The sequence below is a fragment of the Sphingobium sp. RC1 genome (genome assembly GCF_059738765.1).
Map to the genome: position 1 here is coordinate 2,266,158 of NZ_AP027306.1, position 13,620 is coordinate 2,279,777.

A 13,620-nucleotide genomic window follows, 5' to 3' on the forward strand; every position below is an offset into this window, starting at 1 on the left:
TATTTATCATAATGTTACGCATTCGCAACAATGCGCCAGTCCGTGCTACGCCCGCGCCTGCCCGGCTGGACAGGCCAATGCAGGAAGCGCACCATCCGCTCATGAAATGGCAAATTCTGACGGCTCTGCTCCTGTCGGGGAGCCCGGTGGCCACTCCGCCTGCCGCCGCCCAACATTTCATGTTCGAAACCGGCACCACGCTGCGCGCAAAGTGCCGCAACAAGGCGCCGGAATATGCGCTGGCCTGCACCGCGTACATCGTCGGCGCGGTGGACGGCATCAAGAAGGATGTGTTCATTGGTCGCGCCCAGCCAAATTGCTGGCCTGACCGGATGCAGGCGGAAGAAGTGCGGCGCATCGTCATCGCCTATCTTGAACGCTATCCCGACCAGCGCAACGCCCCTGCCTCTGTCATCGTCAGTATCGCGCTGAACGAGCATTATCCTTGCAAGAAGTGAAACGGCGGAAGTTGGTTCGCGCAGCACGTGGCCAATCCGCTGCACCTGAAACCCGCCTTCTCCGCGCCGCATCCCGGATGGGGATGGTATAAACTTGCTTTGATTCCTACATGGGCGTAGGGGCGGCCACTATTTTTAGCATTGGGAGACATGACGTGACGGCGAAGTGGACGCCGGAAAGCTGGCGGGAGCATAAGGGCATTCAGATGCCCTTCTATCGTGACGCACAGGCGTTGGCCGCGGTAGAGGGTCAGCTCAGCCAGTTTCCCCCGCTCGTCTTTGCCGGCGAAGCGCGCAACCTGAAGGCCGAACTCGCCAAGGTCACGACCGGCGAAGCGTTCCTGCTGCAAGGCGGCGATTGCGCCGAAAGCTTCGCGGAGTTCCACCCGAACAACATCCGCGACACGTTCCGCGTGCTGTTGCAGATGGCGGTGGTGCTGACCTTCGCGTCCAAGCTGCCGATCGTGAAAGTCGGCCGCATGGCAGGCCAGTTCGCCAAGCCGCGTTCGGCCGATACCGAGACGATCGGTGGTGTGGAACTGCCCAGCTATCGCGGCGACAATGTCAACGACATCGCCTTCACGCCTGAATCGCGTGAGCCCGATGCCCAGCGCATGATCCGCGCCTACAACCAGTCGGCGGCGACGCTGAACCTGCTGCGCGCCTTCTCGACCGGCGGCTATGCCAGCCTGGATCGTGTTCATGGCTGGATGCTGGATTTCATGGGCCGCAGCCCGCTCGCGGCGAAGTTCGACGCTGTCGCCGACCAGATCGGCGCGGCGCTCGACTTCATGCGCGCCTGCGGCCTGTCGCCGGAGACTGTGCCGCAGCTGGGTGGAACCAGCTTCTACACCAGCCATGAAGCGCTGCTCCTTCCCTATGAAGAGGCGCTGACCCGTCAGGATTCGCTGACCGGCGACTGGTATGACACGTCCGCGCACATGCTCTGGATCGGCGACCGCACGCGGTTCGAAGGGTCGGCGCATGTCGAATATCTCCGCGGCATCGGCAATCCGATCGGCATGAAGTGCGGCCCGAGCCTGGAGCCCGACGCGCTGATCCGCCTGCTCGATATCCTCAATCCCTCGCGCGAGGCGGGCCGGATCACGCTGATCACCCGCTACGGTCACGACAAGATCGAAGCGGGCCTGCCCAAGCTGGTCCGCGCGGTAATGCGCGAAGGCCATCCGGTTGTGTGGTCCTGCGACCCGATGCACGGCAACGTGATCAAGGCGGCCAATGGTTACAAGACGCGGCCGTTCGACCGCATCCTTGCCGAAGTGCGTGGCTTCTTCGCCGTGCACCGCGCCGAGGGCAGCTTTGGCGGCGGCATCCATGCCGAAATGACCGGGCAGAATGTGACGGAATGCACCGGCGGCGCCATCGCCATCACGGACGAGGGCCTTGCTGATCGCTACCATACCCATTGCGACCCGCGCCTCAACGCAGCACAGAGCCTGGAACTGGCATTCCTGCTCGCGGAGATGCTGAACGAGGAACTGAAGGAACGCCGCGCGGCGGCTTGATCCCTCGGAACGATCGAAGAGAATCCCGCCGGATATTCCGGCGGGATTTTTCATGGGCCTGCCGCGCTGGCAGAGCGAGAAAGCCACGCCTGTCACGACAGCGTCATTAACTTATGATTGTCCGCTTGCTTTGGCGGGTCAAAGCCGTAGCTTTCACCCCATGGCAAAGGAACCGGCATTGGCGACCATCGCCGTTTACAGCCTTAAAGGTGGCGTTGGCAAAACCACCTTCGCGATCAATCTGGCTTGGGCATCTGCATCCATCTCGCGGCGACGGACTTTGCTGTGGGATCTTGATCCGCAGGCTGCGGCCAGCTGGCTTATCTCCACTGACAAGCAGAGCCGCGACGCTGCGCAAGCGATCTTCAGCAAGGATGTGGAGGTTCGCAAGCTCATCCAGCCTTCGACCGTACCCGGCCTCGACCTGATCGCCGCCGACACCTCTCTGCGCAGCCTCGACCACCTCTTTCGCGAGATGGACAAGAAGAAGCGGCTCGCCAAGCTGATTGAAAATCTGGGCAAGGATTATGACCGCATCATCCTGGATTGCCCGCCTGGCCTCACTGAAACCAGCGAGCAAGTGCTCCGCGCCGCTGACATGATCGTGATTCCGGTCATCCCCTCGCCCCTGTCGCAACGCGCAATGGGTGAAGTAGCACGCTACCTCGTCCAGCGCGGCGGATCGCATCCACCGATCCTGCCCGTCTATTCCATGGTGGATCGGCGCCGCGCCCTGCACCGCAAGGCGTTGGAGGAGCAGCCCGGCTGGCCCGCTGTCCCGATGGCCAGCATGGTCGAGCAGATGACGGTGAAGAGGAAGCCCCTCGGTGCCTTCGCGGCGTCTTCACCCCCGGCGCAGGCTTTCGCGAGCCTGTGGACCACGATCGAACGGCAGGTGCTGAAAGATCAAAAGAGCGGGTAAGACCACCCCCAACCCGTTCGGGCTGAGCTTGTCGAAGCCACTACTTCTCTTCATTAAAGGAGAACCCTTCGACAGGCTCAGGGCGAACGGAATAAAACTATTCCAATAGCACCCATCAAGCCGCGATATCGTAGGGCCTGATCTCACCCGTCAGATACAGGTTCCGCGCCTTCGACCGGCTCAATTTACCCGAACTCGTGCGCGGCAAGGTGCGCGGCGGCACCAGCTCCACGACGCAGTTCATGCCGGTGATCGCCCGCACCCGCTCGCGGATCTGGTCACGCAGGCGCGTGCGTTCGTCATTGTCGGACGTGCGGCAATGCACCAGCACCGCAGGCGCTTCCTCGCCACCCGGCGTGGTGATCGCGAAAGCCGCGATGTCGCCCTGCTTAAAGCCCGGCAGTTGCTCAACGGCCCACTCAATATCCTGCGGCCAGTGATTCTTGCCGTTGATAATGATCATGTCCTTGGCGCGACCGACAATGTAGAGATAGCCGTCGCTCAGATAACCCATGTCGCCGGTGTCCAGCCAACCATCCGCCATGCAGGCGTCGGTAGCTTCCTGATCGCGAAAATAGCCGACCATCAGTGACGGGCCGGTCGTCCAGACCTTGCCGATCTGCCGCTCATTCAGCAGCCCGCCGTCCTCGTCACGGATTTCCACGATCATGTCGCGCGCGGGCCTGCCGCAGTTGACGATCGAGCGAAAGCGCTGCGGACGCCCCTCGGTTGCATCGCCGCCAGACAGGTCAGTTTCCTCGACCAGCTCGACAATGATACCCTCACCTGGCGGCATGATGGTGACCGCCAACGTAGCTTCGGCCAGGCCATAGCTCGGCAGGAAAGCCTTGGGGCTGAACCCCGCATCAGCGAACGCGTCGACGAAGCTCTGCATCACGTCGGGCCGGATCATGTCCGCCCCATTGCCTGCAAGCCGCCAGCGCGACAGGTCGAACCGGTCCTGCGCTTTGGTCTGGCTCGACATGCGTCGCGCGCAAATGTCGTAGCCGAAGGTCGGCGAATAGCTGATCGAGGTGCCCTCGTTCCGGCTGATGAGATCCAGCCACGCCAGCGGACGGCGGGCAAAATCCTCGGTCTTCATATAGTCCGTCGACACCTGGTTAGCGACAACCGACAGGAAGCAGCCGACCAGCCCCATGTCATGATACCATGGCAGCCAGCTGATGCAGCGATCGCTATCCTGCACCTGCATGCCATGGCTGTGCGCGGCGAGGTTGCTCAGCAACGCATGGTGCGTCACCGCGACGCCATGAGGGAAGCGGGTCGAACCGCTCGAATATTGCAGATAGGCGATTTCCTCGCCCTTCGCCTGCGGCAGATCGCAAGCCACGGCCTCCCGCGCGATGAAGTCCTCGAACGCAATGCTCTCGACATTTTTCTGGCGGCCAGACTCTCCCGCCATCTCTTCCAGTTCCTTGGGGAAGAGGAACAGCATCGGATCGCAGCTGTCCAACTGGACATTCAGCTGGTCGATATAGCTTTCCTTGCCGCCAAAGCTAGTGGGCAGCGGCAGCGGCACCGGCCAGGCACCCGCATAGATGATGCCGAAGAACAGTTGCGCGAAGTCCGTACCCGTTTCGGCCACCAGAGCCACGCGATGCTCCGGCTTCACACCATGGGCGATCAGGCGGTGGGCGCATGCGATGGCATCGGCCCGCAGTTCGGCAAAGGGATAGGGTCGCGCCAGATTGCCACGCGCATCATGGAAATTCAGCCCCCGCTGCCCCTGCGCCGCATAGTGGAGCGCCTCGCCCAGCGTCTCGAAATCCGAGAAGCGCCGGGGAAGGGCGTCATTGGTCGGCGTCGGTGCCATCATGCTTTGCGAACCCGTCATATTGGTTTCACCCAATTTCAATCTTGTCATCCGGGCGCGCCGCTATCATCTTTGAAGCAGCAATGCACCGGATAGTTGCATTCCAGCTTGGCCTTCTACAGCATGAGGCGCGGTAAAATTCCGGCCCCACTGTGGCATAATCAAGGCGCCCGTCGCATAAACCATTGCCATGAAGGCGCTCATATGACCGGCAAACGCCCCCGACCGCCGCTGGATGGCGACAGCCTGCGCGATCTGGCCCTGCGTTACGTCGGCCGTTTCGCGACAAGCCGGGCGAAGCTGCTCGCTTATCTCAACCGCAAATTGCAGGAACGCGGATGGGCCGACGAAGGTCCGCCCGCGCCGGAACGGCTCGTCGAGCGATTGGCCGAGCTGCGCTATGTCGATGATCGCAGCTTTGCCGTCATGAAAAGCGCGGCGCTTACCCGTCGCGGCTATGGGGCACGCCGCGTTGCGCAGACCCTCCGCGCCGATGGCATAGCGGAAACTGATCGGGAAGAAGCGGACGCTCAAGTCGATAACGATAGCTGGGCCGCTGCCGATCGTTTCGCCCGCCGCAAACGCCTCGGCCCCTATGCCACGGCGGCGGCAGATCCAAAGCAGCGTGAAAAGGCCATCGCCGCTTTCCTGCGCGCGGGCCACAGTTTCGACACCGCCCGCCGCTGGACGGACGCTGCCCCCGGTGAGCCGCCAGAACCCGACCAGTGACAGGCGCGCCATGGGACCTCGCAAAATCTGTGGCGCCACCACTCCCGGATAGGCTAGCACAACAGGATGCGGATCGCCTTTCCCTTCCTGGTCGCGGTTTTAGCCGCCTGTTCTCCCACCCAGCCCAAGGCGGAAAAGACCGCCAGCCCTACAAACCAGCAGACCAATCTGCTCCCTCTTGAAATCCGTACGGACTCGGGCAAGCACCGTTTTGCGGTGGAAACCGCCATCACCGAAAAGGAGCAGGAAAAGGGCCTGATGTTCCGCAAGTCCTTGGACGCGGACAGCGGCATGCTCTTTCCCATGTCGCCGCCCCGCACCGCCAGCTTCTGGATGAAGGACACCCTGATCCCGCTCGACATGATCTTCATACGCACCGACGGCGCGATCGCCTTCATCGCCGCCAATGCCGCACCCTATTCACGCGTGCCGGTTTCTGCTGGCGTTCCCGTGGCGGCCGTCCTTGAGCTGCGCGGCGGGCGGGCGGCTGAACTCGGCATCGCCCAGGGCGACAGTGTATCTTGGGGCAGCTGCGTCGATCCTGCGGTCAAAAGCCCCGCCAACCTCGATTTCTGCCCACCGCGGACCCGCTGACGCCATATCCGCCTTGCCAATCCCCCACGGCAGGCGCTAAGCGCTTGCCCCATGGGAATCCTGGCCAAGATCTTCACCTGGTGGAATGGCGCGACCATCGGCACCGCACTTTATACCTCCCGCAAGGGCAAGAAAGTGGGCGAGGACCATCAGGGCAATATCTATTATGAAGGCGGCACGGACGTACATGGCCGCACCCGCCGCTGGGTAATTTACAACGGTAATAATGACGCTAGCCGCGTACCCGCCGAATGGCACGGGTGGCTGCATCACACGATCGAAGGAACGCCGGAAAGCTTCCTCCCCCCGCCCCGTATCTGGGAACGGGATTTCACGCCCAACGCGACTGGCACTCCCAATGCCTACCGGCCCACGGGTGCGCTGGAAAAGGGTGCGCAGCGCCAGCGCGCGACCGGCGATTATGAAGCGTGGAGCCCCGACGCATCATGACCCTGCGCCCGGCGGGGACGGTCCTGCCGATCCTGCCCCTCGCCCTGCTGCTGTCGCTTGCGGCCTGCGGCGGCGATGAACTTCCCACTGCGAACCAGACCGGCCCCGTGAAGATCGAGGGGCAAAAGATTCGCAATGGCGATTCTTCGGCCTTGCCCGGCACGCCCATGGCGGATCGCGTCGCGGTGATCGGCCTGCTCAACAAGCGCAACGGGATCACCACTGACCTCACGATGAAGCCCGGCGACGCCTTACGCGTAGGCGATGCGATCGTCCGCCTGCAAGCGTGTGAGACGACTGCTCCTTGGGAAAATGTGAAGGAAACCGGAGCCTTCATTCAACTCGACGTGCGCAGCACCGCCGACAATAAGTGGCGCCGCAACTTTTCGGGCTGGCTGTTCAAGGAACGGCCCGACCGCAACGTGGTGCAGCATCCGATCTACGATGTATGGGTAAGAAGCTGCACGATGTCCTGGCCAGAAAGCGGCCCCGACACGGTCAAGCTTGGCGGCAAAGGCGAACCCCCAGCGGACGCCTCTCCGCCGAGCGGCGCAAATGCCAGCTCGGCCCAGCCCCCCGAACCCCCGGCCAATGCCGAGGAACGGCCCGCACCTAGTGGGACGTCCCCTAGCGCGCCCGCGAGCAATCCCAGATAATCCTTCTGGCTGATTTCTATCGCTCCCAATGACCGAAGATGGTCGGTCATGAATTGACAGTCGAGCAAGGTGAAGCCTGCAAAAAGCATGCGGGCGGTGAGCCAGGCCAGAGCGACCTTAGAAGCATCGGTTTTTCGAGACACCATGCTTTCGCCGAAAAAGGCTTGGCCCAAAGCAACGCCATAGAGGCCGCCCGCCAGCTCATCGCCATCCCAAACCTCAATCGAATGCGCAAAGCCGATTTCGTGCAGATGCCGGTATGTCTGCTCGATCTCCTTGTTGATCCAGGTCGATGGCCGATCTTCCGCCGCCTGCGCGCATAGCGAAACAATGCCGCCAAAATCGTGGTTGGCAGTCACACGGAAACGCTCCTGCCGGATCGTCTTGGCCAGCGAATGGGACATGCGAAAGCCATGGAGCGGCATGATCGCTCGCCGCTTGGGCTCAATCCAATAAACCTCCTCCGCATCCCGGTCATCGGACATGGGAAACACGCCGATGGAATAGGCCTGCAAAAGGACCAGGGGATCGATCGTCATTGCAGAAAGACTTAGCGACAGCCGCGACGCTGCGCCAGAGGGGCTGTGCAGGCCATTCCGCCTATCGTCCCTATATCCTCCGTCATCCCGGCCTTGAGCCGCGATCCCGCTTTATCTGCGTCGGAATGCTGGACCAGCCGCAATCCGCGATGCATCCTCATGGAAGCGGCAAAAGCATTTCAGGAGCGACCATGTACAGGCCACCAGTGTTTCGGGAAGATCGTTTGGAGCAATTGCACGCCACGATCCGTTGTTACCCGCTGGCCACTCGTGACCCATGGGGCTAATGGTCTTACCGCCAATTTCATCCCGTTCACGCTGACCAATGAAGATGGTCGCGATAACTTGCGCGCACATATGGCACGGGCGAATGGTCAGATAGAAGACCTTCTGACCGGCGCCGAAGCTTTGGTCATTTTCCAGGGTCCGCAAGCCTACATCACCCCATCCTGGTACGCGACGAAGATGGAGCATGAAAAGGTAGTTCCAACCTGGAACTATATTGTCGTTCAGGTTCGGGGAAATCCTCGCATAATCGAAGATGCCAATTGGCTGCGAGCGCAGATCGATACTCTGACCACGCTGCAGGAGGCGGATCGTTCAGCACCATGGTCTGTCAACGACGCCCCGGAAGACTACATCGATGCGCTGTTGAAAAACATAATCGGCTTTGAAATACCGATCGAGCGGATCGAAGGAAAATGGAAAGTCAGTCAGAATCAGCCTACCATCAACAGGGCGAGCGTTGTCGCCGGATTGAGAGAAATCGATCCGACTTCGTCCATGGCCGCTATAATCGATCAGCAGAAATAAAGCGCAACATCCCCGTGCGCCGTGCCATCAATAATCGAAAACCGTCACCCCTTTGACCGCCTCCAGTCGGTAATGTGACAGCCTCGTTTCAAGGGAGCCCACATGTATTTCCAATTTATGCCCGTCGGGATCGAGGAAGTAAGTGGACGCACCTTCGCTACTATCGCTTTTCCAAATGATGCACTCGGCGGCTAAGCGTTCGCTCAAGCTGTGATAGTCCGCCTCCAGAACATTGAACGCCAGATGCGTGTAGTCTGAATGCGGCGACGTTCTCACCTTGTCGTCGCGGGATAGGCACAGCCAAAGCGTCCCCGCTTCAAGATAAGCGCCATCGCTCCACACCGCCCGGACGCTACAGCCAAGGACATCGCGATAAAAGGCCAGTGACCGTTCAACGTCTGCAACCGCCACTGTCACATGGTTTAATCCGGTTATGCCCTTTCCCAACTTCGTGCTCCTTCGACGACGGACCCGTGCCTCAATCCCCACGAATAAACCGCAATACCCCCGCCATCCGCGCCCGGCCCTCATTGTCGCTGGGATGATTTTCCCCGTCCAACACCGGCACCTCAGCGAAATCGAAGGGGCTCAGCCCGTCCAAACAGGCTGCATTCACCCCATATTCGTGCGGGTTCGAGCGGCGTTGGTGGTGCGTGTAGATTCCACATTGCGAACAGAAGAAGTGCTGCGCCGTCCCGGTGTTGAACCGATAGCTGGTCAGCAGATTCTCGCCGCGCACGAAGTTGATGCTTCCCACTGCGGCCGACACGGCGACCGCCCCGCGCATCCGGCAAAAGCTGCACGTGCACCGGCGCGCGCTGTTGAGGCCATTACTCAGTTCGACCTCGAAACGGACAGCGCCGCAATGGCACTGAGCCCCATATTTGTTCGCATCCGCCAACGACTGCCTCCTTCTCCGGGCCGCCCCTGTTCGATCTGACATAACGAAAAAGGGCGAGCCTTGCGACCCGCCCTTTCCCGTTCAATAGCCGACGCAGCGTCTTAGTAAACGCGCGCCTTGGGCTTGATATATTCCGCCTCGTCGGTGAGCGTGTAGTCGTGCACCGGACGGTAATCGAGCGAGACATTGCCGCCCTTTCCGCCCCAGCCGTCGAACCAACTGATGGTGTGCTTCATCCAGGCTTCATCGTCGCGGTTCGGGAAATCTTCGTGCGCATGGGCGCCACGGCTTTCCTTGCGGTTTTCCGCGCTGACCATGGTGCAGACCGCCTGAGACATCAGGTTGTCCAGCTCTAGCGTCTCGATGAGGTCGGTGTTCCAGATCAGCGAGCGGTCGGACACGCCCACATCCTGCATGCTAGCATTGACCTGCGCCATCTTGGTGACGCCTTCGGATAGCAGCGCACTGTCGCGGAATACGGCGGCGTGCTTCTGCATGGTGTGCTGCATTTCGAGGCGGATCTTCGCCGTCGGCGAGCCGCCTTTGGCGTTGCGATAATGGTCGAGGCGCGACAGCGCCAGATCGGCCGCATCGGCGGGGAGCGGACGATGCGAGCCATTGGGCTTGATCGTTTCCTTGAGGTGCAGGCCGGTCGCGCGGCCGAACACCACAAGGTCGATCAGCGAATTGGAGCCCAGACGGTTCGCGCCGTGGACCGACACGCAAGCCGCTTCGCCGACCGCATAGAGGCCCGGCACCACGACTTCCGGATCGTCGCCGACCTTCGTCACCACCTGCCCATGATAGTTACAGGGAATGCCGCCCATATTATAATGGACGGTCGGCGTCACCGGAAGCGGCTGGCGGGTCAGGTCAACGCCCGCGAAGATCTTGCCGCTTTCGGTGATGCCCGGCAGACGCTCGGCCAACACCTTGGGATCGATATGGTCGAGGTGCAGGAAGATGTGATCCTTGTTCGGACCAACGCCGCGCCCTTCGCGCATTTCCATCGCCATCGAGCGCGACACGACGTCACGCGACGCGAGATCCTTCGCCGAGGGGGCATAGCGCTCCATGAAACGCTCGCCTTCGGAGTTGGTGAGGTAGCCGCCCTCGCCACGCGCGCCTTCAGTGATCAGCACGCCCGCGCCATAGATGCCCGTCGGGTGGAACTGCACAAACTCCAGATCCTGGAGCGGCAGGCCCGCGCGCAGCACCATGCCGCCGCCGTCGCCGGTGCAGCTATGCGCCGAAGTGGCGGAGAAGTACGCACGCCCGTAACCGCCCGTCGCCAGCACGACCGCCTTGCTGCGGAAGCGATGGATCGAACCATCTTCCATGCAGATGGCGATGACGCCGCGACACTCGCCATTTTCCATGATCAGGTCGATGGCGAAATATTCGATGTAGAAGTCCGCGTCATATTTCAGGCTCTGCTGATACAGGGCGTGCAGCATGGCGTGGCCGGTGCGGTCGGCGGCGGCGCAGGTGCGCTGCACCGGCGGGCCAGCGCCCATATTCTGCATGTGACCGCCAAACGGACGCTGGTAGATGGTGCCATTCTCGTTGCGGCTGAACGGTACGCCCGCATGTTCCAGCTCGATCACGGCCGCAGGCGCTTCCCGCACCATATATTCGATCGCATCCTGGTCGCCCAGCCAGTCCGATCCCTTGACGGTGTCGTACATGTGCCAGGTCCAGTGGTCGGGCGAGTTGTTGCCGAGGCTGGCCGCAATGCCCCCCTGAGCAGCAACGGTGTGCGACCGAGTTGGGAACAGCTTGGTGATGCAGGCGGTCTTCAGGCCCGCTTCGGCGCTGCCCATGGTGGCGCGCAGGCCCGATCCGCCCGCACCCACCACGACTGTATCGTAGGTGTGATCGATGATCTTATAGGCTTCGCTCATTACTTGACGATCCCCGTGAAGGCGATCTTGGCGATCGCGAAGACGCCCGCGGCCGCGCCGCCAAAGGCATAAAAGTTCAGCAGCAGCATGGAGAGGAAGGCCAGACCCTTGTCATGGACATAATCCTCCAACATCACCTGCATGCCGAGGCGCAGGTGCCAGAAGATGCTGACCAGCATCAGCATCAGCGGCACCGCGACCAGCGGGTTGGCGATCCAGTTATGGACGCTCTGATAATCCAGCCCCGGCAGCGCGATCAGGCTGAACAGCAGCCACAGCACCAGCAGCAGGTTGCCGATCGCGGTATAACGCTGCGCCAGCCAGTGATGCGCACCGTGACGGGCAGAGCCCAGTCCACGAACGCGGCCGATTCCGGTTCCCGTTCCCATCAGAATTTCCCCGTGCAGATAGCGGCCCAGAAGGCGATGGTGAGGAGCGTCGAGATGACGAAGGTCAGCACGGACCAGGTCCGGTTGTTCTTCAGTTCATAGCCAGCGCCCATGTCGAGCACGAAGTGGCGCAGGCCCGACGTCAGATGCTGGAAAAAGAACCAGCTCAGGCCCGCCATAACCAGATAACCGATCGGCGAGGTCGCGCATGCCACGAAGGTCGCATAGGCTTCCGGCCCCGATGCTGCGGCCATCAGCCACCAGACGAGACCCAATGCACCCGCCGTCGCCAGGCCATTGCCCGTCACGCGGTGCATGATGGAAACGGCCATAGCAGGCCCCCATTTCCAGATCGTCAAATGCGGCGAGAGCGGCCGGCTCGTGGTTCGCGCCATATCTACCTACGTCCCTGATGCTTGTCCCTGATTCCCGTCCCCTTAAGAGCGATCGGTCAAGAGGGCAAGCCGCGCCGAAAGAGCGGCCGGGCGATCACGGCTAAGAACTGATTAACCAGATAGCGCTATGACCCGACGGACAAACAAGAGAATTGAGGTTTGCCGCATATGACGTCCGTCGCACCAGCGAAGAGCGCAATGATCGCCAGCATGGCGGAAATAGATCCCACCGGCGAATTGGCGGCGGGGCTTCGCGAGATTCGGGACATGATAGGCGACGGCGCGTCGATCGCGGCCCGTACCTTCTTCGACAGCTACATGGATCAATCTCATCTGCGCAGCGTCCTGGCCGCCTCCACGATCGCCAAGATCGAAACCGAAGCACATGAATATGTACGGCAGAAGCTCAGCTTCTATGAGGCAGGCAGTTGGGCGGGCAGCTCCATCGCCTGCGTCCGGTTGGCCCGCAAACGCGGCTTGCCCCTGGGCCTCGTCCTGACGGCGGTATCGGAAGCCAACAAGCAGTTGACCAACCTCGTCTGGCAAAAGGCGGCGGACGATACCACCCGCCAGCGGCTTGTGAACATCATCACCATGGTCAGCATGGTCGATGCCAGCATGATGACCAACGCCTTCGCGGGCGACGAGGCAGAAGCGCAGCGCAACGAACGCCAGCGCATCGGCACCCTGTTCGAACAGCGCATCATGGGCGAGATCGACGGTGCCTCCCAGCTCGGCGAATCGCTGCGCGAACAGGCGAAGGATGCCTCTGCCGCCACACGCGGCATGTTGGGCAAGGCTTCGGAAGTCGCCGCCGCCGCCGAACAATCGGCAATCGCGATGCGTGAAGCAGCCCGCACCTCGGCAGGGCTCATCCGCGCAATCGAGGATGCCCGTACCGAAGTCGAAAGCGCCGCGGATGTTGCGCAGCGCGCCGCCCGGCAGTCGGGCGATGCGGTGACGATGTCGGCAACTCTGACTGAGCATGCGAAATCGATCGAGTCGATCCTGGGCCTGATCCGCGACATCGCGGGCCAGACGAACCTGCTCGCTCTCAACGCCACCATCGAAGCGGCGCGCGCGGGCGACGCGGGGCGCGGCTTTGCCGTCGTGGCGCAGGAAGTGAAGAGCCTTGCGAACCAGACGGCGCGTGCGACCGATGAAATCGCGGGCAAGATCGCGGATATTCAGGCTTCGACGCGGCAGTCGGTGGAAACCAATGAACGAATCCGCGATACGGTTGGGGAAGTGCAGTCGAGCGCCGATCGCATCCGTCATGCCATGGACGCCCAGGCGCAGACGGTTACCATGATCACCGCCGCTGTCGATGAGACGGCGCTGGCGGCCGACTCCATGTCGAGTACCATTTCCGCCATCCGTCAGGATACGGAAGTCGTTGCTTCCGAAATCGACCAGCTGGAGCGTGGCTTCATGAGCGTCGAGGGCAAGCTTGCCAGCCTGCGGGCCGCATCCTCCGATTTTGGACGACAGGTGGCCTGAATTTCAGGGA

Annotated in this window: 15 protein-coding genes and 1 pseudogene; 9 read left to right on the forward strand and 7 right to left on the reverse strand. The window is 61.7% G+C overall.

The genetic code is table 11. The features are described from left to right. Positions 1-11 precede the first annotated feature (11 nt). From AC6JBC_RS11235 to AC6JBC_RS11245, 3 genes are all read left to right on the forward strand, one after another. Positions 12-458, forward strand: coding sequence for a Rap1a/Tai family immunity protein (locus AC6JBC_RS11235; protein ID WP_498024308.1), 447 nt, complete (start codon positions 12-14; stop codon positions 456-458). A gap of 155 nt (positions 459-613) precedes the next feature. Then, positions 614-1,984, forward strand: a complete 1,371-nt coding sequence (locus AC6JBC_RS11240; protein ID WP_460987484.1) for a class II 3-deoxy-7-phosphoheptulonate synthase — start codon at positions 614-616, stop codon at positions 1,982-1,984. A 160-nt stretch (positions 1,985-2,144) separates the two neighbouring features. Beyond that, the gene (locus AC6JBC_RS11245) at positions 2,145-2,906 is read left to right on the forward strand and encodes a ParA family protein (protein ID WP_498024311.1); all 762 of its coding nucleotides are present in this window, start codon (positions 2,145-2,147) and stop codon (positions 2,904-2,906) included. Between the two features lie 115 nt (positions 2,907-3,021). On the opposite strand, the gene AC6JBC_RS11250 is transcribed toward AC6JBC_RS11245, so the two are convergent. After that, entirely contained in the window at positions 3,022-4,743 is a 1,722-nt protein-coding gene (locus AC6JBC_RS11250) for a fatty acyl-AMP ligase (RefSeq protein ID WP_498026058.1), read from the reverse strand. A 201-nt stretch (positions 4,744-4,944) separates the two neighbouring features. Between AC6JBC_RS11250 and AC6JBC_RS11255 the strand changes: the two genes are divergently transcribed. The 4 genes and pseudogenes from AC6JBC_RS11255 to AC6JBC_RS11270 form a co-directional block, all read left to right on the forward strand. After that, a complete protein-coding gene (locus tag AC6JBC_RS11255) occupies positions 4,945-5,469 on the forward strand; it encodes a regulatory protein RecX (protein ID WP_498024312.1) in 525 nt (174 codons plus the stop codon). 66 nt (positions 5,470-5,535) lie between these two features. Beyond that, on the forward strand, positions 5,536-6,063 hold the full coding sequence (locus AC6JBC_RS11260; protein ID WP_498024314.1) for a DUF192 domain-containing protein: 528 nt from the start codon (positions 5,536-5,538) through the stop codon (positions 6,061-6,063). 51 nt (positions 6,064-6,114) lie between these two features. After that, complete coding sequence (locus AC6JBC_RS11265; RefSeq protein WP_464788154.1) at positions 6,115-6,513, forward strand: NADH:ubiquinone oxidoreductase subunit NDUFA12; 399 nt, start codon at positions 6,115-6,117, stop codon at positions 6,511-6,513. A gap of 233 nt (positions 6,514-6,746) precedes the next feature. Further along, positions 6,747-6,917, forward strand: a pseudogene (locus AC6JBC_RS11270) (DUF2155 domain-containing protein); the annotation flags it as partial. Positions 6,918-6,952: 35 nt separating this feature from the next. Here AC6JBC_RS11270 and aat read toward each other — a convergent pair. Beyond that, positions 6,953-7,708 carry a leucyl/phenylalanyl-tRNA--protein transferase gene (aat, locus tag AC6JBC_RS11275; protein WP_464788153.1) on the reverse strand — a complete coding sequence of 252 codons (756 nt, stop codon included), beginning with the start codon at positions 7,706-7,708 and terminating at the stop codon, positions 6,953-6,955. A 270-nt stretch (positions 7,709-7,978) separates the two neighbouring features. On the opposite strand from aat, the gene AC6JBC_RS11280 reads away from it, so the two are divergent. Next, the gene (locus AC6JBC_RS11280; protein WP_498024316.1) at positions 7,979-8,521 is read left to right on the forward strand and encodes an FMN-binding negative transcriptional regulator; all 543 of its coding nucleotides are present in this window, start codon (positions 7,979-7,981) and stop codon (positions 8,519-8,521) included. A gap of 27 nt (positions 8,522-8,548) precedes the next feature. On the opposite strand, the gene AC6JBC_RS11285 is transcribed toward AC6JBC_RS11280, so the two are convergent. The 5 genes from AC6JBC_RS11285 to sdhC all read right to left on the reverse strand — a co-directional run bounded on the left by AC6JBC_RS11285 (position 8,549) and on the right by sdhC (position 12,110). After that, positions 8,549-8,956, reverse strand: coding sequence for a VOC family protein (locus tag AC6JBC_RS11285; protein ID WP_498026059.1), 408 nt, complete (start codon positions 8,954-8,956; stop codon positions 8,549-8,551). A gap of 43 nt (positions 8,957-8,999) precedes the next feature. After that, positions 9,000-9,422, reverse strand: coding sequence for a GFA family protein (locus AC6JBC_RS11290; protein ID WP_498024318.1), 423 nt, complete (start codon positions 9,420-9,422; stop codon positions 9,000-9,002). Between the two features lie 101 nt (positions 9,423-9,523). After that, positions 9,524-11,326, reverse strand: coding sequence for a succinate dehydrogenase flavoprotein subunit (sdhA, locus tag AC6JBC_RS11295; RefSeq protein ID WP_498024319.1), 1,803 nt, complete (start codon positions 11,324-11,326; stop codon positions 9,524-9,526). Continuing rightward, a complete protein-coding gene (sdhD, locus tag AC6JBC_RS11300) occupies positions 11,326-11,715 on the reverse strand; it encodes a succinate dehydrogenase, hydrophobic membrane anchor protein (RefSeq protein ID WP_498024320.1) in 390 nt (129 codons plus the stop codon). Before sdhD ends, sdhA begins: the two co-directional genes overlap by 1 nt. Next, the gene (gene sdhC / locus AC6JBC_RS11305; protein WP_464778948.1) at positions 11,715-12,110 is read right to left on the reverse strand and encodes a succinate dehydrogenase, cytochrome b556 subunit; all 396 of its coding nucleotides are present in this window, start codon (positions 12,108-12,110) and stop codon (positions 11,715-11,717) included. The genes sdhD and sdhC overlap by 1 nt, the downstream gene beginning before the upstream one ends. Before the next feature lie 168 nt (positions 12,111-12,278). Between sdhC and AC6JBC_RS11310 the strand changes: the two genes are divergently transcribed. Then, entirely contained in the window at positions 12,279-13,610 is a 1,332-nt protein-coding gene (locus tag AC6JBC_RS11310) for a methyl-accepting chemotaxis protein (RefSeq protein ID WP_464788148.1), read from the forward strand. The last annotated feature ends 10 nt before the right edge of the window (positions 13,611-13,620 follow it).

Bases quoted from the DNA above. Each gene is read 5' to 3' on its own strand.
- AC6JBC_RS11235 (WP_498024308.1), top strand. From the start codon at position 12: ATGTTACGCATTCGCAACAATGCGCCAGTCCGTGCTACGCCCGCGCCT.
- aat (WP_464788153.1), bottom strand. From the start codon at position 7,708: ATGACGATCGATCCCCTGGTCCTTTTGCAGGCCTATTCCATCGGCGTG.
- AC6JBC_RS11265 (WP_464788154.1), top strand. From the start codon at position 6,115: ATGGGAATCCTGGCCAAGATCTTCACCTGGTGGAATGGCGCGACCATC.
- AC6JBC_RS11260 (WP_498024314.1), top strand. From the start codon at position 5,536: ATGCGGATCGCCTTTCCCTTCCTGGTCGCGGTTTTAGCCGCCTGTTCT.
- AC6JBC_RS11250 (WP_498026058.1), bottom strand. From the start codon at position 4,743: ATGATGGCACCGACGCCGACCAATGACGCCCTTCCCCGGCGCTTCTCG.
- AC6JBC_RS11255 (WP_498024312.1), top strand. From the start codon at position 4,945: ATGACCGGCAAACGCCCCCGACCGCCGCTGGATGGCGACAGCCTGCGC.
- sdhD (WP_498024320.1), bottom strand. From the start codon at position 11,715: ATGGGAACGGGAACCGGAATCGGCCGCGTTCGTGGACTGGGCTCTGCC.
- AC6JBC_RS11245 (WP_498024311.1), top strand. From the start codon at position 2,145: ATGGCAAAGGAACCGGCATTGGCGACCATCGCCGTTTACAGCCTTAAA.
- sdhA (WP_498024319.1), bottom strand. From the start codon at position 11,326: ATGAGCGAAGCCTATAAGATCATCGATCACACCTACGATACAGTCGTG.
- sdhC (WP_464778948.1), bottom strand. From the start codon at position 12,110: ATGGCGCGAACCACGAGCCGGCCGCTCTCGCCGCATTTGACGATCTGG.
- AC6JBC_RS11310 (WP_464788148.1), top strand. From the start codon at position 12,279: ATGACGTCCGTCGCACCAGCGAAGAGCGCAATGATCGCCAGCATGGCG.